The organism is Flavobacterium sp. IC2-16 (genome assembly GCF_055521455.1).
This window is the reverse complement of record NZ_CM145480.1, coordinates 2084216-2103311: the sequence shown is the minus strand read 5'-3', so window position 1 is coordinate 2103311 and position 19096 is coordinate 2084216. Positions and strand designations below refer to the sequence as shown.

General features: G+C 35.1%; 18 protein-coding genes. 6 read left to right on the top strand and 12 right to left on the bottom strand.

The features are described 5' to 3' along the window. Positions 1-57: 57 nt before the first annotated feature. Positions 58-3483: a methylmalonyl-CoA mutase family protein gene (locus ACZ1JT_RS09610; protein WP_465093605.1), complete on the bottom strand. Its 3426-nt coding sequence runs from the start codon at positions 3481-3483 to the stop codon at positions 58-60. Positions 3484-3594: 111 nt separating this feature from the next. Next, positions 3595-5796, bottom strand: a complete 2202-nt coding sequence (gene katG / locus ACZ1JT_RS09605) for a catalase/peroxidase HPI (RefSeq protein WP_465093604.1) — start codon at positions 5794-5796, stop codon at positions 3595-3597. A 205-nt stretch (positions 5797-6001) separates the two neighbouring features. Between katG and ACZ1JT_RS09600 the strand changes: the two genes are divergently transcribed. Then, positions 6002-6709 (top strand): DUF4197 domain-containing protein, encoded by a 708-nt coding sequence (locus tag ACZ1JT_RS09600; protein ID WP_465093603.1) that lies wholly within the window; start codon positions 6002-6004, stop codon positions 6707-6709. Between the two features lie 154 nt (positions 6710-6863). Here ACZ1JT_RS09600 and ACZ1JT_RS09595 read toward each other — a convergent pair whose 3' ends face one another. The 5 genes from ACZ1JT_RS09595 to prfA all read right to left on the bottom strand — a co-directional run bounded on the left by ACZ1JT_RS09595 (position 6864) and on the right by prfA (position 10480). Beyond that, positions 6864-7673: an ABC transporter substrate-binding protein gene (locus ACZ1JT_RS09595; RefSeq protein ID WP_465093602.1), complete on the bottom strand. Its 810-nt coding sequence runs from the start codon at positions 7671-7673 to the stop codon at positions 6864-6866. 2 nt (positions 7674-7675) lie between these two features. After that, on the bottom strand, positions 7676-8062 hold the full coding sequence (locus tag ACZ1JT_RS09590) for a DoxX family protein (protein WP_465093601.1): 387 nt from the start codon (positions 8060-8062) through the stop codon (positions 7676-7678). 10 nt (positions 8063-8072) lie between these two features. Then, positions 8073-8486 carry a DUF1801 domain-containing protein gene (locus ACZ1JT_RS09585; protein WP_465093600.1) on the bottom strand — a complete coding sequence of 138 codons (414 nt, stop codon included), beginning with the start codon at positions 8484-8486 and terminating at the stop codon, positions 8073-8075. A 33-nt stretch (positions 8487-8519) separates the two neighbouring features. Continuing rightward, positions 8520-9332 (bottom strand): orotidine-5'-phosphate decarboxylase, encoded by an 813-nt coding sequence (pyrF, locus tag ACZ1JT_RS09580; protein ID WP_465093599.1) that lies wholly within the window; start codon positions 9330-9332, stop codon positions 8520-8522. Between the two features lie 74 nt (positions 9333-9406). Further along, positions 9407-10480, bottom strand: a complete 1074-nt coding sequence (gene prfA, locus ACZ1JT_RS09575) for a peptide chain release factor 1 (RefSeq protein ID WP_465093598.1) — start codon at positions 10478-10480, stop codon at positions 9407-9409. 133 nt (positions 10481-10613) lie between these two features. On the opposite strand from prfA, the gene ACZ1JT_RS09570 reads away from it, so the two are divergent. After that, positions 10614-11126 (top strand): DUF6265 family protein, encoded by a 513-nt coding sequence (locus ACZ1JT_RS09570; protein ID WP_465093597.1) that lies wholly within the window; start codon positions 10614-10616, stop codon positions 11124-11126. A 76-nt stretch (positions 11127-11202) separates the two neighbouring features. Here ACZ1JT_RS09570 and ACZ1JT_RS09565 read toward each other — a convergent pair whose 3' ends face one another. Then, positions 11203-12666 (bottom strand): aminoacyl-histidine dipeptidase, encoded by a 1464-nt coding sequence (locus tag ACZ1JT_RS09565; protein ID WP_465093596.1) that lies wholly within the window; start codon positions 12664-12666, stop codon positions 11203-11205. A 76-nt stretch (positions 12667-12742) separates the two neighbouring features. Then, positions 12743-13027, bottom strand: coding sequence for a hypothetical protein (locus ACZ1JT_RS09560; protein ID WP_465093595.1), 285 nt, complete (start codon positions 13025-13027; stop codon positions 12743-12745). 97 nt (positions 13028-13124) lie between these two features. On the opposite strand from ACZ1JT_RS09560, the gene ACZ1JT_RS09555 reads away from it, so the two are divergent. Further along, the gene (locus tag ACZ1JT_RS09555; RefSeq protein ID WP_465093594.1) at positions 13125-14186 is read left to right on the top strand and encodes a DUF3810 domain-containing protein; all 1062 of its coding nucleotides are present in this window, start codon (positions 13125-13127) and stop codon (positions 14184-14186) included. A gap of 91 nt (positions 14187-14277) precedes the next feature. Here the strand turns inward: ACZ1JT_RS09555 and ACZ1JT_RS09550 are convergent, their stop codons facing one another. Then, on the bottom strand, positions 14278-15582 hold the full coding sequence (locus tag ACZ1JT_RS09550) for an NAD(P)/FAD-dependent oxidoreductase (protein ID WP_465093593.1): 1305 nt from the start codon (positions 15580-15582) through the stop codon (positions 14278-14280). A gap of 292 nt (positions 15583-15874) precedes the next feature. On the opposite strand from ACZ1JT_RS09550, the gene ACZ1JT_RS09545 reads away from it, so the two are divergent. Next, positions 15875-16369, top strand: coding sequence for an RNA polymerase sigma factor (locus ACZ1JT_RS09545; RefSeq protein WP_465093592.1), 495 nt, complete (start codon positions 15875-15877; stop codon positions 16367-16369). 12 nt (positions 16370-16381) lie between these two features. Beyond that, positions 16382-17023: a hypothetical protein gene (locus tag ACZ1JT_RS09540; RefSeq protein ID WP_465093591.1), complete on the top strand. Its 642-nt coding sequence runs from the start codon at positions 16382-16384 to the stop codon at positions 17021-17023. 33 nt (positions 17024-17056) lie between these two features. Here the strand turns inward: ACZ1JT_RS09540 and ACZ1JT_RS09535 are convergent, their stop codons facing one another. Both ACZ1JT_RS09535 and ACZ1JT_RS09530 read right to left on the bottom strand, forming a co-directional pair. Beyond that, the gene (locus ACZ1JT_RS09535; protein ID WP_465093590.1) at positions 17057-17872 is read right to left on the bottom strand and encodes a lysophospholipid acyltransferase family protein; all 816 of its coding nucleotides are present in this window, start codon (positions 17870-17872) and stop codon (positions 17057-17059) included. A 56-nt stretch (positions 17873-17928) separates the two neighbouring features. Then, positions 17929-18567 (bottom strand): NUDIX hydrolase, encoded by a 639-nt coding sequence (locus tag ACZ1JT_RS09530; protein WP_465093589.1) that lies wholly within the window; start codon positions 18565-18567, stop codon positions 17929-17931. 74 nt (positions 18568-18641) lie between these two features. On the opposite strand from ACZ1JT_RS09530, the gene ACZ1JT_RS09525 reads away from it, so the two are divergent. Beyond that, complete coding sequence (locus ACZ1JT_RS09525; RefSeq protein ID WP_465093588.1) at positions 18642-19085, top strand: DUF4268 domain-containing protein; 444 nt, start codon at positions 18642-18644, stop codon at positions 19083-19085. Positions 19086-19096: the final 11 nt, after the last annotated feature.

The following is a 19096-nucleotide window of genomic DNA, read 5'->3' as shown; positions in this document are numbered from 1 at the left end:
TTAAATAAATATTAAAAAAGGCTCTCAAATGAAAGCCTTTTTTAATCTGTTTACAAACTACATATTTCGTCGATATTGCCCCCCTACTTCAAATAAAGCGGACGTTATTTGACCTAGCGAACACACTTTAGCGGCATCCATTAATTTTTCAAAAATATTTTGGTTTTGAATAGCCGCTTCTTGAATAATCGCAATTTGATTTTCAACTTCTTTAACTTTTGCCTTATGTAAATTTTCCAAAGTATGTATTTGGAATAATTTTTCTTCTTCTGTAGCACGAATTACTTCAGCAGGAATTACTGTTGGTGAACCTTTAGAACTCAAGAACGTGTTTACTCCAATAATTGGAAACTCTCCCGTGTGCTTCAAAGTTTCATAATACAATGATTCTTCTTGGATTTTGGAACGTTGGTACATTGTTTCCATAGCACCAAGAACACCACCTCTTTCTGTAATTCTGTCAAATTCAGCCAAAACCGCTTCTTCCACTAAATCTGTCAATTCTTCAATAATAAATGATCCTTGAATTGGGTTTTCGTTTTTCGCTAAACCTAACTCTTTATTAATAATCAACTGAATAGCCATCGCACGACGTACCGACTCTTCCGTTGGGGTTGTAATTGCTTCATCGTATGCATTTGTATGCAACGAGTTACAGTTGTCGTAAATTGCATATAACGCTTGTAATGTTGTACGGATATCATTGAAATCAATCTCTTGTGCATGTAATGAACGTCCCGAAGTTTGAATGTGATATTTCAACATTTGCGCTCTTTCGTTTGCTCCGTATTTGTTCTTCAAAGCTTTTGCCCATATTTTACGAGCCACGCGACCAATTACCGCATATTCCGGATCAATACCATTAGAGAAGAAGAACGATAAATTCGGACCAAAGTCGTTGATGTTCATTCCTCTACTTAAATAATACTCAACATAGGTAAATCCGTTAGCTAATGTAAAGGCCAACTGCGTAATAGGATTTGCTCCTGCTTCAGCAATATGATACCCAGAAATCGATACCGAATAGAAATTACGAACATTCTTATTGATGAAATACTCTTGGACGTCACCCATTAAACGTAAAGCGAATTCCGTAGAGAAAATACAGGTATTTTGCGCCTGATCTTCTTTTAAAATATCAGCCTGTACAGTTCCTCGAACTTGAGCCAAGGTTTTTACTTTAATATCTTGGTACACATCTGCTGGCAAAACTTGATCCCCTGTCAATCCTAACAACAGCAATCCTAAACCATCATTACCTTCAGGTAATTCACCATTGTATCTTGGTCTTTCTAAACCTTTATCGTCGTAAAGCTCCTTTTTCTTTTTCTCAACTTCTGCTTCCAATCCATTTTCTTTAATGTATTTTTCACAGTTTTGATCAATGGCTGCGTTCATAAAGAATCCTAACAACATAGGCGCTGGACCATTAATCGTCATGGAAACCGAAGTTGCCGGATGACTTAAATCGAAACCTGAATATAATTTCTTAGCATCGTCTAAACAACAAATAGAAACCCCTGCATTTCCAATTTTACCATAGATATCAGGTCTATGATCTGGATCGTTTCCATACAAAGTAACCGAGTCGAAGGCTGTCGACAAACGTTTTGCCGGCATACCTAATGACACATAGTGAAAACGACGATTTGTTCTTTCGGGTCCACCTTCACCAGCGAACATACGCGTTGGATCTTCGCCTTCTCGCTTGAATGGATACAATCCTGATGCAAATGGAAATTCTCCCGGAACATTTTCTTGTAGATTCCATTTCAGGATATCACCCCAAGCTTGATACTTAGGCAAGGCAACTTTAGGAATTTGAGTATGCGATAAGGATTCGGTATGTGTTTGAATCTTAATTTCTTTATCACGTACTTTAAAGGAGTAAACCGGATTTTTATATTTATTTACTTTTTCTTCCCAGTTTAATAGAATTTCCCAATTGTATGGGTCTAAATTCATTTTAACTCGGTCGAATTCTTTCAACAATAAACCTAAGAAATCTTTATTACTATCATTTGATTTTAAAGAACCTTCTAAAATTCCTGCTTTATCAATTTGAGGTAAATTCCCGTTAACCGATTCAATTGTTTTGAAAATTCCGTATAATTTTTGAGCTACTTCAACTTGCGTTAAAGCCGTTTCATCATATTTTCTATTGTTTTCGGCAATTTCAGATAAGTAACGTGTTCTATGAGGTGGAATCACAAAGATTTTCTCGCTCATCTCACGTGTTATTTCGAAAGTAGATTTTAAATCGGCATCCGTTTTCTCCACTACTTTATCCATAATTGACTTATACAACGTGTTCATTCCTGGATCGTTGAATTGTGAAGCGATGGTACCAAAAACCGGCATTTTATCAGGATCAACATCCCATAAATTATGGTTACGTTGGTATTGTTTTTTTACATCGCGAATAGCATCTAAAGCTCCACGCTTATCGAATTTATTTAAGGCTACCAAGTCGGCAAAATCCAACATATCGATTTTTTCCAACTGCGTTGCTGCACCAAATTCTGGCGTCATTACATATAAAGAAACATCTGAATGATCTAAAATTTCGGTATCCGATTGACCAATTCCCGAAGTTTCTAAAATGATTAAATCGTATTTAGCCGCTTTAAGAACCTGAATTGCTTCAGCTACATATTTTGATAAAGCTAAATTAGACTGACGTGTTGCTAAGGAACGCATATAAACACGAGGATTATTAATAGCATTCATACGAATTCTATCACCTAATAAAGCACCACCTGTTTTACGTTTTGAAGGGTCAACAGAGAGCAATCCGATTGTTTTTTCTGGAAAATCAATTAAAAAACGACGCACTAATTCATCAACTAAAGAAGATTTACCAGCACCACCCGTTCCTGTAATTCCAAGAACTGGAATTTTAGACGTTTCGTTTTCAGTATGAATTTTATCTAACGTTTCTTTTGCTATTTCTGGAAAATTTTCTGCAGCTGAAATAACCCGAGCAATAGCTCTTGGATTCTTTTCTTCCAAATGACTAGCTTCTCCGTTTAACACATCGCCAACAGGAAAATCTGCCTTTTGCACCAAATCGTTAATCATGCCTTGTAAACCAAGAGCACGACCATCATCTGGAGAATAAATTTTAGTAATACCATAAGCATGTAACTCTTCAATTTCTGAAGGAAGAATTACACCTCCACCACCGCCAAAAATTTTAATATGACCTGCTCCTTTTTCTTTTAGCAAGTCATGCATATACTTAAAATATTCGTTATGACCTCCTTGATACGAAGTCATAGCAATAGCATTTGCATCTTCTTGAATTGCTGTATTTACAACTTCTTCAACACTTCTATCATGCCCTAAGTGAATAACTTCAACTCCAGTAGCCTGAATAATTCGACGCATAATATTGATTGCTGCATCGTGTCCATCAAACAGTGAAGCGGCTGTAACAATTCTAACTTTATTTTTCGGTTGATATGGGAGTACTTGTTCCATTTTGGATAATAAATTTGAGGTTGCAAGGTAACGATTTCTAGCATTTTACAAAAGTTAAAACCAAGAAAAAAGCCCTTAAAAAGGGCTCTTAAAAAATCAAAAAAACTTTCCTTATTTCAAATCAAAACGATCCAAATTCATAACCTTATCCCAAGCCATTACAAAATCGGCCACAAATTTATTTCGTGCATCTGCACTGGCATAAACCTCAGCAATTGCTCTAAGTTCAGAATTAGAACCAAAGACCAAATCTGCTCTAGTACCGGTCCATTTTAACGTTCCGTTTTCTCTCGATTTTCCTTCGAATAGTTCTTTATGCTCATCAACGGCACTCCAAACAGTATCCATATCCAGTAAATTAACAAAAAAATCGTTCGTTAAAGATTCTACTCTATCAGTAAAAACACCAAGTTTCGAGTTATCATAATTCGCACCCAAAACCCTTAATCCACCAACCAGAACTGTCATTTCTGGAGCAGTTAGCGTTAACAATTGGGCTTTATCCAGTAATAATTCTTCAGTAGAAACCGTAAATTTTGTTTTCAAATAGTTTCTAAACCCATCGGCAACAGGTTCTAAAACACCAAAAGATTCAATATCGGTTTGTTCTAAGGTTGCATCCATACGACCGGGAGCAAAAGGAACTTTAATAGTATGTCCTGCTTTCTCAATAGCTTTTTCTACACCTGCACATCCAGCTAAAACAATTAAATCGGCCAATGAAACTTTTTTAGTATTCGATTGTGCATTAAAATCGTTTTGTACGGTTTCCAATACCTCTAACACTTTTGCTAACTGAATCGGATTATTAGCTTCCCAATAACGCTGTGGAGCAAAACGAATGCGTGCACCATTAGCACCGCCACGTTTATCAGACCCCCTAAAAGTGGATGCAGAAGCCCATGCTGTAGCCACCAATTGGGAAACGGTAAGCCCAGAGTTTACTATTTTAGTTTTTAAAGAAGTAATATCGGCATCATTAATTAATTCATGATTTACAGAAGGAATTGGATCTTGCCAGATTAACTCTTCTTGTGGCACTTCACTGCCTAAATAACGGCTAATTGGTCCCATATCACGATGGGTTAATTTAAACCAAGCTCTTGCAAAAGCATCGGCAAATTGATCTGGATTTTCGTAAAAACGTCTTGAAATTTTTTCATAAGCCGGATCAAATCGCAAAGAAAGATCTGTGGTTAACATTGTTGGCAAATGCTTTTTAGAAGAATCAAATGCATCAGGTATTGAACTCGTGCTATTTTTTGCCACCCATTGCTTGGCACCAGCCGGACTTTTAGTTAACTCCCATTCATTATTAAATAAATTATCAAAAAAATAATTACTCCATTTTGTAGGTGTTTGCGTCCATGTTACTTCCGGCCCTCCAGTAATTGCATCTTTTCCTTTTCCTGTTCCGAATTTACTATGCCATCCTAAACCTTGCAATTCCATTTCTGCAGCTTCCGGTTCTGGTCCGACCAAAGCTGTATCACCAGCTCCATGTGCTTTACCAAAAGTATGCCCTCCGGCAATTAACGCCACCGTTTCTTCATCATTCATAGCCATTCGGGCAAATGTTTCCCGGATGTCTTTTGCCGCTGCTATAGGATCAGGATTACCATTAGGACCTTCCGGATTCACATAAATAAGTCCCATTTGTACAGCTGCCAAAGGATTTTCCAAATCTCTATCTCCAGAATATCGCTTGTCGTCCAACCATTTTGTTTCATTCCCCCAGTACACATCTTCTTCCGGCTCCCAAACATCTTCTCTACCTCCACCAAATCCAAAAGTTTTAAACCCCATCGACTCTAATGCAACATTTCCTGCAAGAATCATCAAATCGGCCCAAGAAATCTTACGTCCGTATTTTTGTTTAATAGGCCATAGTAATCGACGGGCCTTATCCAAATTAGCATTATCAGGCCAACTGTTTAAAGGTGCAAAACGCTGTTGTCCTGTTCCGCCGCCACCTCGACCATCACCTGTACGATATGTACCGGCACTATGCCATGCCATACGGATAAAGAATGGACCATAATGACCAAAATCGGCTGGCCACCACGCTTGAGAATCCGTCATTAATGCCGTCAAATCTTGTTTTAAAGCTTTTAAATCTAAGCTTTTGAATTCTTCAGCATAATTAAAAGATTCTCCCATCGGATTAGAAAGTGACGAGTTCTGACGCAAAACATTTAATTTCAACTGATTGGGCCACCAGTCTTTATTTTTAGTACCGTTACTGCCAGCATTATGATTTTGAGCAGCACCAGAAAAAGGACATTTACCATTGGTGTTTGTGTTGTTTTCCATAGTGTTGAGATTATATTAAAAGAATTATCATTATAACATTGTAAACCAATAAATTATATTAGAATAATCATATGTTAAAGTTACTCATTTTTGAAAGACAAAACTTATAAGTCAAATTGATTGTTTTTATTTTTTTATAGTCAAAACCTATTCCAATAAAATTGGCATTAAGTTTGTTATATTTGACTTATCTAAACAATTTATCATGAAGAAATTAATTTTACTATTTGCCTGTATCTCTTTTACGGGATGTGCCGAAATGCAACAAGTGATGCAACAACTACCCCAAACAGGAATTTTATCACAAACCGAAATTGCTTCTGGACTTAAAGAAGCACTTAATAAAGGAATAGAAAAACAAGTTGTAAAACTTACCAATGTTGATGGTTTTTACAAGAATGAAATGGTGAAAATTCTTTTACCGGAAGAATTACAAAAAGTAGATAAAACCCTTCGTGATATTGGTATGAGTAAATTAGCTGATGAAGGTTTAAAAATGATGAACCGTGCTGCAGAAGATGCGGTTAAGGAAGCTACTCCAATATTTGTTGATGCAGTAAAAGGAATGTCGTTTACAGATGCAAAAAACATTTTAATGGGCGATGATCATTCGGCAACAAATTATTTACAAACCAGTACCTCATCTGCGTTATACACCAAATTTAGTCCTGTAATTAAAAATTCGTATGCTAAAGTTGGTGCAGATAAAGTTTGGACGCAAATTATTACCAAGTACAACAGTATCCCATTGGTTAAAAAAGTGAATCCTGATTTAACAGACTATACTACCAACAAAGCAATGGACGGTGTTTTCAAAATGATTGCTGTTGAAGAAAAAGATATACGTACAAATTTAGCCTCAAGAACCACAGACTTACTACGAAAAGTTTTTGCTTTACAAGACAGCAAATAATGTTAAAATTTTAGTATTCAACAAGATACAAATAACAATTTATTAACATTACCCTATTGAAAAATGTCGGAACTTTGTAGTGTAATAAATAGTTTCTCATTTGGTTAGGGTTAGTTAAAAAGAATTCCACGCTTTAGGGCGTGGATTTTTTTATTTATCCCAGTCGAGAATGAAGCTGTTTAAAATACTCAAAAGCCTTTACCAGCCTACTTCCGTACCACGAAAACATTTCACCATCTACGAAAACCGTAACAGCATGATGTGTATGTCTTCCTAATTCGAATGCATGTTCGTCCTTAAATGGAAATGGTTCAGACGACAAAAAAACATATTCCGGATCTCCTTGAATTCTCATCTTTTGAATCACAATTTCAGGGTATCTTCCTTCGTACTTGGGATGATTATCGTATATGTTTTCAAACTTATTTAACTTCAGTAATTCATTGATAAAAGTATCTCCTCCCGCTACCATATAGGGATTGGCCCAAATAAAATAAGCTACCTTTTTAGGTTCTTTATGCTGAATGAAATTTTGGAAATCAGTATACGCAAATTCTATTTTATCAACCCATTTCTGAGCGTTGGTTCTTTTATCAAACAACTGCCCGAAATCCTGAATCATCTTAATATTATCTTCAATTGTAACAATATTTGTTACCCAAACCGGACATATATCCTGTAAAGATTCTACTATTTCGAGTGTATTTTCTTCTTTATTTGCAATGATAATATCGGGTTGTAGCGCTTTAATTTTATCAATTTTAATCTGCTTTGTTCCCCCAACAATTTGTTTAACCGATTTAAAATGAAACGGATGAACACAAAACTTTGTAATGCCTACGATAGATTCTTCTAAACCCAAATCGTATAACAATTCGGTTTGAGATGGAACCAACGAAACAATTCTTTTAGGAGTAGATTCAAACGTGTGAATGTTCCCAATTTGATCTGTATATGTTTTCAATTTTATTTTTCCTTATTTAAACGTATTCCGTTAGGGAACATTATAGTCAACAAGACAGCTATGAGTAAAAAGTTAAACTCGACACCGTTTCTTCCACCACCAACAACATACCAACCGTCTGGTAAATGAACCATGAAAATTCCGACAACTAAAATGAAAATTGTCACAATACAGGCAGGTTTTATCATTTTATTGAAAAGCAACAAAATCGCCGCAATTAAATGAGATATTTTAATTAACCAAGCAATAACGAGTCCGAAAGGAGCAAATCCAACCGTATCGAGATACAATTTCCCAAAATCGTTTATTCCATTATCGAACATTCCGGGAACGCCATGCATCAACAAAATTATAGCTGCTGCTACTCGAAGAAGTAATGTACTTTTCATATAAATTGGATTACGAATACTTTTCTTGTATATAATTTACCGAATGCGTTATCAATTCTTTTAAAACCTCAACATTAATATCGGACAGTTTCTTAACGTATACACAAGCTTTAGCCGTTTTATATTTACCGAAGTTTTCAAGAATAGCATCTCGCCCATCAAAATTGGCAATGTATAACGAAAAAGAATCTTTTCGGGGCGAGAAACCAATTAACGGCGCATCACCTTCTCTTCCGCTATCGTATTTGTAGTGATAACTTCCAAAACCCACAATACTACTTCCCCACATTTTAGCTTTAAACCCAGTTTGCGCTTCTATAATCTCAATAATTTTAAAACTATCATCCTTTTTAGTTTCATCAATTAAATTATGAATGAAATCTGAAACGCTTTCATTAGTTTCTACTGTTTTATTTTGAGCCATATTTTTTCTTGAAAGTTCAATATTTCTTCTTACTTAAGCAAGAATTTTTTGCATTTCCATTTGTAATTTTTGCGCTTCAGATCTTGCCTTATCAGCAAAATCAAGTCCATTAGAAGCATAGATGATTCCGCGTGAAGAATTAATTAGCAAGCCAACATTAGCATTCATCCCATACTTACAGACTTCTTGCAAACTTCCACCTTGAGCACCAACACCAGGAACTAAAAGAAAACTATCTGGCACAATTTTTCTAATTTCGGTAAAATATTCCGCTTTTGTTGCGCCAACCACATACATTAGGTTTTCAGAATTCTTCCATGTTTTAGACGTTTCCAGAACCACTTTGTACAATTCCTTACCTTGCACATCTTTGGTTTGAAAATCGAAAGCCCCATCATTAGACGTTAATGCCAACATAATAGTATGTTTATTATCAAACGCTAAAAAAGGTTCAACCGAATCTTTTCCCATATAAGGTGCAACTGTTACCGAATCAAAATTTAAGTCTTCAAAAAAAGCTTTGGCATACATTGAAGATGTGTTTCCAATATCGCCACGTTTAGCATCGGCTATGGTAAAAATATTGGGATAATGAGTATTAATATATTGAATAGTTTTCTCCAGCGATTGCCAACCTTTAATTCCATAAGCTTCATAGAAAGCCGTATTAGGTTTATACGAAACACATAAATCGTTTGTAGCATCTATAATTGCTTTATTGAATTCAAAAATAGGATCTTCAGTTTCCAATAAATGCTGAGGAATTTTGGCTAAATCGACATCTAGACCAATACATAAAAAAGATTTCTTTGTTTGAATTTGTTCGGTTAGTTGTTGTGTTGTCATGGTATTTGTATAGATAACAAAGTTATTGTTTTCGGATAAAAATAAAAAAAGCCTCAATATATGAGGCTTTTGTTTTAGAATACTTCCGATTCTTTTAATTTTTCTGTATTAGCTACCAATTGTAATTCGTCAATTACCTTTTGGATATTTCCATTCATTACACCATCCAAATCGTATAATGTCAAACCAATACGGTGATCTGTTACACGTCCTTGCGGATAATTGTAGGTACGGATTTTAGCAGAACGGTCTCCCGAACTTACCTGTGAATTACGCTTTTTAGCATCTTCTTCTTGTTTTTTTGCTAATTCCATTTCGTACAAACGAGAACGTAAAACCTGAAGTGCTTTATCTTTATTTTTATGTTGCGATTTTTCATCTTGACATTGCGCCACCAATCCTGTTGGGATATGCGTCATACGTACAGCCGACTTAGTTGTATTAACCGACTGACCACCAGGACCTGACGAACAGAACAAGTCGATACGTACATCATTCATATCAATTTGAACATCAAATTCTTCTGCTTCCGGAAGTACCATAACTGTTGCTGCCGAGGTATGCACACGACCTTGCGTTTCGGTTTGCGGAACACGTTGTACACGGTGAACACCCGCTTCAAACTTCAACGTTCCGTAAACGTCTTCACCAGTTACTTCAAAAATTATCTCTTTAAAACCTCCGGCTGTACCTTCATTCATATCTACCACCGATGTTCTCCATCCTTTACCTTCGCAATATTTGGTGTACATACGGAATAAATCTCCAGCAAAAATAGACGCTTCGTCACCACCAGTTCCGGCACGAATCTCTACCATTACGTTTTTAGCATCTTCAGGATCTTTAGGAATCAACATGAATTTGATTTCCTCTTCCAATTGTGGTAAACGCTCTTGAGCTTCCTCCAATTGCATTTTAGCCATTTCAACCATTTCAGCATCCGAACCATCTGCTAAAATTTCTTTGGCTTCTTTAATATTTCCATCAAGATTGATATATTCCTCACGTTTTTCAACTAAGGCTTTCAAATCTTTGTATTCTTTATTTAACTGAACATAACGTTTCTGATCGGCGATTACATCCGGCTGGATGATTAAGTCCGAAATCTCATCGAAACGCTGCTTCACATATTGCAATCTTTCTAACATAGTTTTTCCTCCTATTTTGGAAGTGCAAAATTACGAAAAAATTCTGTTTTAAACACTTAAAAAAGCAGGCTTCGTTTTTTGCAAAATTGCGAACTATTTAATTACCTTTATCCAGTTAAATTTGATATTGAAAATGAAAAAAATTACCTTGTGTTTAGTGGCTGCAACGTTGTTTTCGTGTCAGCAAAAAAATGAAAGTTCTGCACAGTATGGCGATCCAAAAGAAATCGAAACTAAAGAATTTTCGGAAGTAGAAAAAGCGAATTGGCTTATAGGAGAATGGAGAAATTGGACCAAAGAGGGTAATTTAACTGAAATTTGGAGTCTGAAAAACGACAGTACCTTAAGTGGTTCTACTTTTTTCACGAAAGAAATCGACACCTTATTTACCGAGAGAATCGAAATTGCTCAAGTTCACGACAGTTTGTTCTACAACACTAAAGTTTCGAATCAAAATGAAGGAAAAATGGTTTCTTTTATAGCGACCAGTATTTCAGACAATCAAATGGTTTTCGAAAATATGAAGCATGATTTTCCTCAAAAAATAACCTATACTAAAATTTCGGCTGATAGTCTAGTTGCTGAAATTTCAGGAATGAAAGATGGAAAAGAAAGCAAAGAAATTTTTCCAATGAAGAGAAAATAGTTTCTTAGTAATTTATAAAAAAGGCTTTTCAATTATGAAAAGCCTTTTTTATTTATCTTAAAACCAGTACTGAATACTAGTTTTTCATTGGAATATTCTCCAAAATCTCCATTACAAATTTCCAGTATTTCTGAGCCGAAGAAATTGAAGCTCTTTCATCTGGACTGTGCGCGCCTTTAATGGTTGGTCCGAAGGAAATCATATCCATATCTGGGTAATTTGTTCCTAAAATTCCACATTCTAAACCGGCGTGACAAGCAACCACATGTGGTTTTGAACCGTTTTGTTTTTCGTAGATTGAAGTAAGTACATCTAAAATCGGCGAACTTACATTTGGTGTCCAACCTGGATAAGAACCTGCAAAGGTTACTTCGCACCCAAACAATTCAAAAGCAGAACGCAAAGCATTTGCTAAATCGAATTTTGAAGATTCAACTGATGAGCGCGTTAAATTCTGGATAGAGATTTCTCCGTCTTTTACAACTACACGAGCAATATTATTTGACGTTTCTACTAAATTTTCCATATCGGCACTCATACGGTAAACCCCATTATGCGCTGTATATATAGCACGAAGCAAACCTTCTTGAACGCCTAAATCCATCACTTTTGAAGGCAAATCGGATTTTACTATTTCAATAGTCAGATTTTTTTCTGTGGTTTTGTATTCAAATTTAATATCGTTGATCACTTCCTGCATATCAAATACAAAAGCTTCATCGTACATTTCAGCAATAATTACTTTGGCAACGCTCTCGCGCGGAATCGCATTACGTAAACTTCCTCCGTTGATTTCTGCAATCTGCAAACCAAAATTTTCAAAACCATCAAACAACAAACGGTTCATTATTTTATTGGCATTACCTAAACCTTTATCGATATCCATACCCGAATGACCACCATTTAATCCTTTTACGGTAATGGTATAGCCAACTGAACCTTCAGGAGTTTCTTCTTCAGTATAGGAACGAATAGCAGTTACATCAACGCCACCGGCACAACCGATATCGATTTCATCGTCTTCTTCTGTATCTAGATTCAAAAGAATTTCACCATCTAACAATCCACCTTTTAAGCCCATTGCACCGGTCATTCCCGTTTCTTCATCAATGGTAAATAATGCTTCAATAGCTGGATGTTTGATATCTTTGCTTTCCAAAATAGCCATGATGGTAGCTACTCCAAGACCATTATCAGCACCTAAAGTTGTTCCTTTAGCGCGAACCCAATCTCCATCTACATACATTTCAATTCCTTGTGTATCAAAATCGAAGTTGGTATCGTTATTTTTTTGGTGTACCATATCCAAATGCGATTGCATTACGATGGTTTTACGATTTTCCATTCCTGCTGAAGCTGGTTTTTTAATAATTACATTCCCTACTTCATCTTTTATAGTTTCAAGGCCTAATTTCTGACCAAACTCCATCATGAAAGCAATAACACGTTCTTCTTTTTTTGAAGGACGTGGTACAGCATTCAAGTCGGCGAATTTATTCCAAAGCGCTTTTGGCTCTAAATTTCTTACTTCCTGACTCATTTTATATTTTATTGTGTTTTCAAGTTGGCCAAAGTTACGAAGTTTTGCCACTATGATACGTAAATCGGTAAAGAAATTAATCGTGATTTAGTAGTTTTTGATGGGCTACAAATTCTTCGAAAAGCATAGGGATTTTCTTTTCGCTTACTTCGCCAAACCAAACATTATCCGGCTGAAAGCCTACAATTGGTGCACATTTACAATTATCGGTACAATGAATTTTTATCAATTCTACCTCGCCTTTCATTTCCGTTTGTTTAATAAGGCCTCGAAACACTTTTCTGTTGTGCTTATTGTCTTTTCCACATTTGCTTCCATCGCAAAATAATATTACTTTTTTGCACATATCCAACTTTTTCATAACCGCAATTTTAAGTGTATCAACTACTTACAAATTTACAACAAGTCTTTCATACACGTATTGAATAAACCTTTTTATCTTTAACAAAATTTCATTGATGAGTCGAAAACTAATTTTACCCTTATTTTTAATTGTTCAGTTAATTGGATTAAAAATTCTTGCTTTGTTTCCTGAAACAATTGAACGGTATTATAGCAACGGATTTTATCCTATTTTAGCGAAGGCATCTAGACTACTTTTGGGTAAAATTCCATTTTCGGTTGGTGATATTCTCTATTTCGTTGTAATCATATATTTATTGCGATGGCTGTGGAAAAAAAGAAAAACGTGGAAAACAGAATGGAAGACCAATCTATTATCTATTGCTAATTTTTTATCCCTATTTTATTTCATTTTCAATTTGTTTTGGGCGCTGAACTACTTACGCGTTCCTATGCATCAGAAACTAAATATTGAAAAAGAATATTCGCAAGCCGATTTACTTGCTTTTACCGAACAGCTCATCCTGAAAACAAACAGAATTCATTTGCAGTTGGTTGAAAATGATTCTATTAAAGTAGTGATTCCCTATTCAGAAGAAGAAATTTTCGAAAAAACATATAGTGGTTATACTAATTTAAAGAACACTTTCCCATATTTAGTGTACACTAATCAATCGGTTAAGCCATCGCTATTAAGCTATCCGTTAACATACATGGGATTTGGTGGATATCTTAACCCTTTTACGAATGAAGCACAAGTAAACAATTTGGTTCCGAAGCATAATTTTGTTGTAACAACTGCACATGAAATGTCTCATCAAATTGGTATTGGTTCTGAAAGCGAAGCGAATTTTGTTGGCTATTTAGCAACAATTAGTAATGATGACCTTCGTTTTAAATATTGTGGATACTCGTATGCACTTCGCTACTGTTTAGGCAATTTGGAAAATTTTGAAGAAGGATCAACTAAAAATCTGATTACTAAAATACATCCCGGAATTTTAAAAGACTTTCAAGAAACACAAGACTTTTGGCAAAACCATCAATCGTTTATCGATGTTATTTTTCATGCTTTTTACGATAAATTCCTTAAACTAAACCAGCAAAAAGATGGCTTGGAAAGCTACAGCAAGTTTGTGGACTTGATGGTGAATTATTATAAAGGAAAAGAGTTGTAATAAAAAAATAGGAAAAAGAGAAAAGAGAAAAGAGAAAAGGGAAGTCAACTTCTAAACATACCTCTTTGTCTTTTCCCTTTTAACGAATCACTTATATCTCATCGGAAGTAAAACTGTAAAAATTTTTCTTTTTATATGGACGGATAATAAGGCGACCTTCTCTATCGAACTTAATATAATTATATACCCAATTCATTAATACCACAGCTTTGTTTTTAAAACCTATTAACGAAAACAAATGCACAAACATCCATACGAACCAAGCAAAAACGCCATGAAAATGCCATTTCGGCAAATCGACTACAGCTTTATTTCTACCAATTGTAGCCATTGAACCTTTATCATTATATACAAAGGACTTCATTTCCTTATTTTGAATTTTCCGAATAATGTTTTCTGCAAGTAAATCCCCTTGTTGGATAGCCGGTTGCGCCATCATAGGATGACCTTGTGGAAATTTATCCGACATCATGGAAGCAATGTCTCCAATAGCAAAAATAGTATCATAACCCTCTACCTGATTGAATTCATTCACCTTAATTCGATCGGCACGTTCAATCACAGCGTCTTTATTTAAACCCGAAACCACAGCTCCTTTTACCCCGGCAGCCCAAATTACAGTAGCGGTTTCAAATGTTAAATCGGAATTGGTAGTCACTATTCGACCATCGTAGTTTGTTACACGTACTTTTTTCCATATACTCACCCCTAAACTTTGTAAAAACGTTTCGGCACTTTCTGAGGATTTTGTTGACATGGCATCAAGAAGGCGATCACTTCCTTGCACCAAATGAATACCCATTTTACGAATATCTAAATCCGGATAATCTTTGGGTAAAATGGCTTTTTTCATTTCGGCTAAAGCACCAGCCAGTTCCACTCCTGTTGGACCACCACCAACAATCACAAAATTCATTAATGCATCGCGTTCGGCAATATCGTTGGTTAATGTAGCTTGCTCAAAGTTTTCCAGAATTAAACTGCGAATATTTAGAGATTGCGGAATGGTTTTCATCGCCATGCTATTGCTCTCAATTTCTTTATTCCCAAAATAATTCGTTTTAGAACCCGTTGCAATTACCAAATAATCGTAATTCAACTCGCCTATATCGGCTATTATTTTTTTGGAAGCGGTATCAATTTCTTTGACGTTAGCCAATCGGAAATAAAAATTATCGTAGTCCTGAACCACTTTTCGGATGGGATAAGCAATAGAGCCGGCTTCTAGTCCACCAGTTGCCACTTGGTACAATAAAGGTTGAAAAGTATGATAATTATGCTTGTCGAGAAGTACAACTTGAGCACTTTTATTTCTAAGTTTTTTAGCCAAAGTGATTCCTGCAAAACCACCACCTATGATAACGATGCGAGGAAAATTAGATCTGGGGATATTCATTTTTTTGAGTAACTGGATTACTGAGTAGCTAAGTTACAAAAAAGTGGAAAGGAAAAGGAAAAAGCAAGAAGTTTTAACTGACAATAGTATTAAACACTTCTTTTCATATTTCTAATTTCTTTTCTCTTTTCCCTTTATTTCTCTCTTCACTTCCGTTGGAATCTAGCCCCGATGGTAGCGGCACCATGTAGAGCGCACAGCGGGAACAATCTGTAAAAAATGTCTAACGTTGGGCTTCAAAAATAAAAGCAGTACTTTGTAACATTATCTGAAGTTTTAACACTAATGGCATATGAATTCGAATTTAGAACAGTCGTTTGTTTCTCAATTGCAAGAACATCAGAATATTATCCACAAAATTTGCCGGATATATACTTCTGATGAGGATTCGCATAAAGATTTGTTTCAAGAAATTACGATTCAGCTTTGGAAAGCATTTCCACAATTTCGTGGTGATTCTAAATTTACTACCTGGGCGTATCGGGTTGCCTTAAACACTGCAATTACGCTGTATCGAAAGAAAACAAAATCGATTAACACTATCGAATTTGACAACAAAATACACAAATTTAGTCACGACGAATACAATTACGAAGAGGAAGAACAAATCAAACTATTATACAAAGCGGTTCATCAGTTGAACGATATTGAAAAAGCGCTGGTTTTTATGTATTTAGAAGATAAAGATTATACAGAAATTGCCGAAACACTAGGAATTAGCGAAGTAAATGCCCGAGTAAAAATGAACCGGATTAAGGGAAAATTAAAACGAATAGTAAATCCGTAAGGAGCAGGAAATATGGACGAGTTAGATTTATTAAAAAGAGACTGGAAAAAAAGCGACAGTCAGTTTCCGAAAATTTCGGAACAGGAAATTTATGCCATGTTGCATAAAAAATCGTCATCGATTGTAAAATGGATTTTTATCATTAGTATCATAGAAATATTGTTATGGAGCGCCATAAGTTTTTTTACGGCCGATGAAAATTACATTAAAACCCTAGAATCATATCATATCGATACTTTAATGAAGTGCTTTACCATTTTTAACTATTGCGTTGTTGTTGGTTTTATCTTTTTATTTTACAAAAACTTTAAACAGATTAATGCAACTGACAACGTGAAAGCATTAATGAAAAACATTTTAAAAACCAGAAAAACCGTTAAATACTATATTTGGTATAACTTAGGCATGATGGCATTGACATTTATTGTAGTTATGATTGCTACTTTTAAATACGACAATCGATTCAGTCAGATTGCGCATCAAGTTTCTGGAAAAGAGCAAAATGTGGTATTCTGGATTTTCTTAGTTGGAATTACTTTTGCTTTTCTAGCAGTTTTTCTAATTCTTTTCTGGCTGTTCTACCGCCTTATCTATGGATATTTGTTAAAACGCCTGAATGCAAATTACAACGAATTAAAAAAAATAGACTTATGAAAAAAAGCGACCTTACAGGTCGCTTTTTTTATACTAATAGTTCCATTGACGCTGTCTGTCCAACTCTTGCATTTCTTCAATTTCTTCTTGTGGAATTACTTTTAAAAATGAAGGATGTTGTTCTATGGCATATTCAATTTTTTCAACGATTTCTTCAATACTCTCGTTATCATAATCTATTTGAAGTGGCTCTTTTACGATAAACGATTGCAAAATTCCTTTTTTCTTCAATCGCAATCCTTTTCTATCAAAAGAACGACGGAAACCATCAATAACAATGGGAACTACAATAGGCTTATGTTGTTTGATAATATGAGCAGTTCCTTTTCGAACAGGCTTAAACGACTTTGTAGTTCCTTGCGGAAAAGTAATAACCCAACCATCAGCTAGAGCAATTTTAATATTCTCTGTATCATTAAAATTAACTTCCTTTCGTTCGTGTTCGGCTACATCTTTACCACCGGAACGCCAAGTTCTCTCAACCGTTATCGCTCCAACATACGATAAAACTCTTGGCAAAAGTCCCGATTGCATGGTTTCTTTCGCGGCTACGTAGTAAATATTAAGCTTTGGATTCCACAAATAACCAATGTTTTTGATATTGTCTTCGCGTCCTTTTAAACTTGCATTAAAAACGTGAAACATTGCAACCACATCGGCAAAATAGGTTTGATGATTTGAAATAAACAATACATTTCTATCTGGTAATTCACGAATTATTTCGGAACCATCGATATGAAGCTGATTGAATCCGCGATAACGACGATGTGTTAAAGCACCAAAAATCCGAATTAACCAGGTTTTTATAAAAAGTATATGACCAAAAGGATTTCTTTTAAACAATCCCATATTATTAACAGTTTATATTCAAAAAATGAGGTGCAAATTTAAACAATTCAATCAATTCACAGTACTTTTCGTATAGTTTCTTTCAGTTCACTCATCATCATAGCAGTGGCGCCCCAAACCACGTATTTATCTACGTTAAACACTGGAACACTAATATTATCGGCGTAAGAAGTTGACATTACAACTTTTGTTATTATTGCATCGTCTAGTAAATCCTGTAACGATAACTCTAAAACCCTTTTTACTTCATGCGGATTGGGTGTAAATGTGATTTCTTCGTGTATTATGCCTAGAAAAGGAGAAACTAAAAAATTACTCGGCGGAATATACAATTCACTAAAAGGTTTAATCACTTTAATAATATCGGGTAGTATTCCTATTTCCTCATGAGTTTCGCGAAGTGCTGTAAATTCAAGATTGATATCTGTTGGCTCGACTTTACCTCCCGGAAATGCAATTTGGGAAGCATGGATACCCGGATACGAATTACGAACAATTAAAGCCAAATGTACTTTATTATTTTTAGGATACATAAGCATCATAACTGCCGCTCTTCTAGGGTTTTTATCCAAATAATCTTTGCTCGACAAAGACGATACTCGCTCTAGAGGCGCCATTTTCATATGCGCTTCTACAGAAAGTAACTTTTCTTTTTCTATTTTTGGAATATATTTTAAAAATTCGGTAAAATCCATTGGATAATTTATAAGCAAACCAACTATAAATATACCTCAAAAAATAGTTTTAACAAAGTTTTATTCACAGAAATATGTTTAGTAAAGAAGAGGCTCAAAAAATAAAAAAAGAGTTCTGGACTGCATTTGCCGAAACCTACCCTAGAAAATGGCTTTTGTATGATACCAAAATCAAAGATTTCTCGTTCAAGTTTTATATTGACAATAAAAAAGCACAAGTTTTAATTGACATTGAAAGCCGAGATGATGAAAAAAGAAAAATTTATTTCGAAAAAATAGAATCTCTTAAAAGCATTTTGCTCGAAGATTATATGGATGACGCCATTTTTGAACGAAACTTTTATTTAGACACCGGACATTGCAACAGCAGAATTTGGGTAGAAAAAACGGGTATCAGTTTATACAACAAAGCTACTTGGGAAGAAATTTTCGATTTTTTTTATGAAAAAATGGATGCTTTCGAACGTTTTTTTTATGAATATAACGATTATATTAGTGACCTAGAAATTAACACCTAAAACCTCTTTCT

Bases quoted from the DNA above. Each gene is read 5' to 3' on its own strand.
- ACZ1JT_RS09610 (WP_465093605.1), bottom strand. From the start codon at position 3,483: ATGGAACAAGTACTCCCATATCAACCGAAAAATAAAGTTAGAATTGTT.
- ACZ1JT_RS09585 (WP_465093600.1), bottom strand. From the start codon at position 8,486: ATGGCTCAAAATAAAACAGTAGAAACTAATGAAAGCGTTTCAGATTTC.
- ACZ1JT_RS09560 (WP_465093595.1), bottom strand. From the start codon at position 13,027: ATGAAAAAGTTGGATATGTGCAAAAAAGTAATATTATTTTGCGATGGA.
- ACZ1JT_RS09545 (WP_465093592.1), top strand. From the start codon at position 15,875: ATGAATTCGAATTTAGAACAGTCGTTTGTTTCTCAATTGCAAGAACAT.
- ACZ1JT_RS09525 (WP_465093588.1), top strand. From the start codon at position 18,642: ATGTTTAGTAAAGAAGAGGCTCAAAAAATAAAAAAAGAGTTCTGGACT.
- ACZ1JT_RS09535 (WP_465093590.1), bottom strand. From the start codon at position 17,872: ATGGGATTGTTTAAAAGAAATCCTTTTGGTCATATACTTTTTATAAAA.
- ACZ1JT_RS09540 (WP_465093591.1), top strand. From the start codon at position 16,382: ATGGACGAGTTAGATTTATTAAAAAGAGACTGGAAAAAAAGCGACAGT.
- ACZ1JT_RS09590 (WP_465093601.1), bottom strand. From the start codon at position 8,062: ATGAAAAGTACATTACTTCTTCGAGTAGCAGCAGCTATAATTTTGTTG.
- ACZ1JT_RS09600 (WP_465093603.1), top strand. From the start codon at position 6,002: ATGAAGAAATTAATTTTACTATTTGCCTGTATCTCTTTTACGGGATGT.
- ACZ1JT_RS09565 (WP_465093596.1), bottom strand. From the start codon at position 12,666: ATGAGTCAGGAAGTAAGAAATTTAGAGCCAAAAGCGCTTTGGAATAAA.
- ACZ1JT_RS09555 (WP_465093594.1), top strand. From the start codon at position 13,125: ATGAGTCGAAAACTAATTTTACCCTTATTTTTAATTGTTCAGTTAATT.
- ACZ1JT_RS09570 (WP_465093597.1), top strand. From the start codon at position 10,614: ATGAAAAAAATTACCTTGTGTTTAGTGGCTGCAACGTTGTTTTCGTGT.
- prfA (WP_465093598.1), bottom strand. From the start codon at position 10,480: ATGTTAGAAAGATTGCAATATGTGAAGCAGCGTTTCGATGAGATTTCG.
- ACZ1JT_RS09530 (WP_465093589.1), bottom strand. From the start codon at position 18,567: ATGGATTTTACCGAATTTTTAAAATATATTCCAAAAATAGAAAAAGAA.
- ACZ1JT_RS09550 (WP_465093593.1), bottom strand. From the start codon at position 15,582: ATGAATATCCCCAGATCTAATTTTCCTCGCATCGTTATCATAGGTGGT.
- pyrF (WP_465093599.1), bottom strand. From the start codon at position 9,332: ATGACAACACAACAACTAACCGAACAAATTCAAACAAAGAAATCTTTT.
- katG (WP_465093604.1), bottom strand. From the start codon at position 5,796: ATGGAAAACAACACAAACACCAATGGTAAATGTCCTTTTTCTGGTGCT.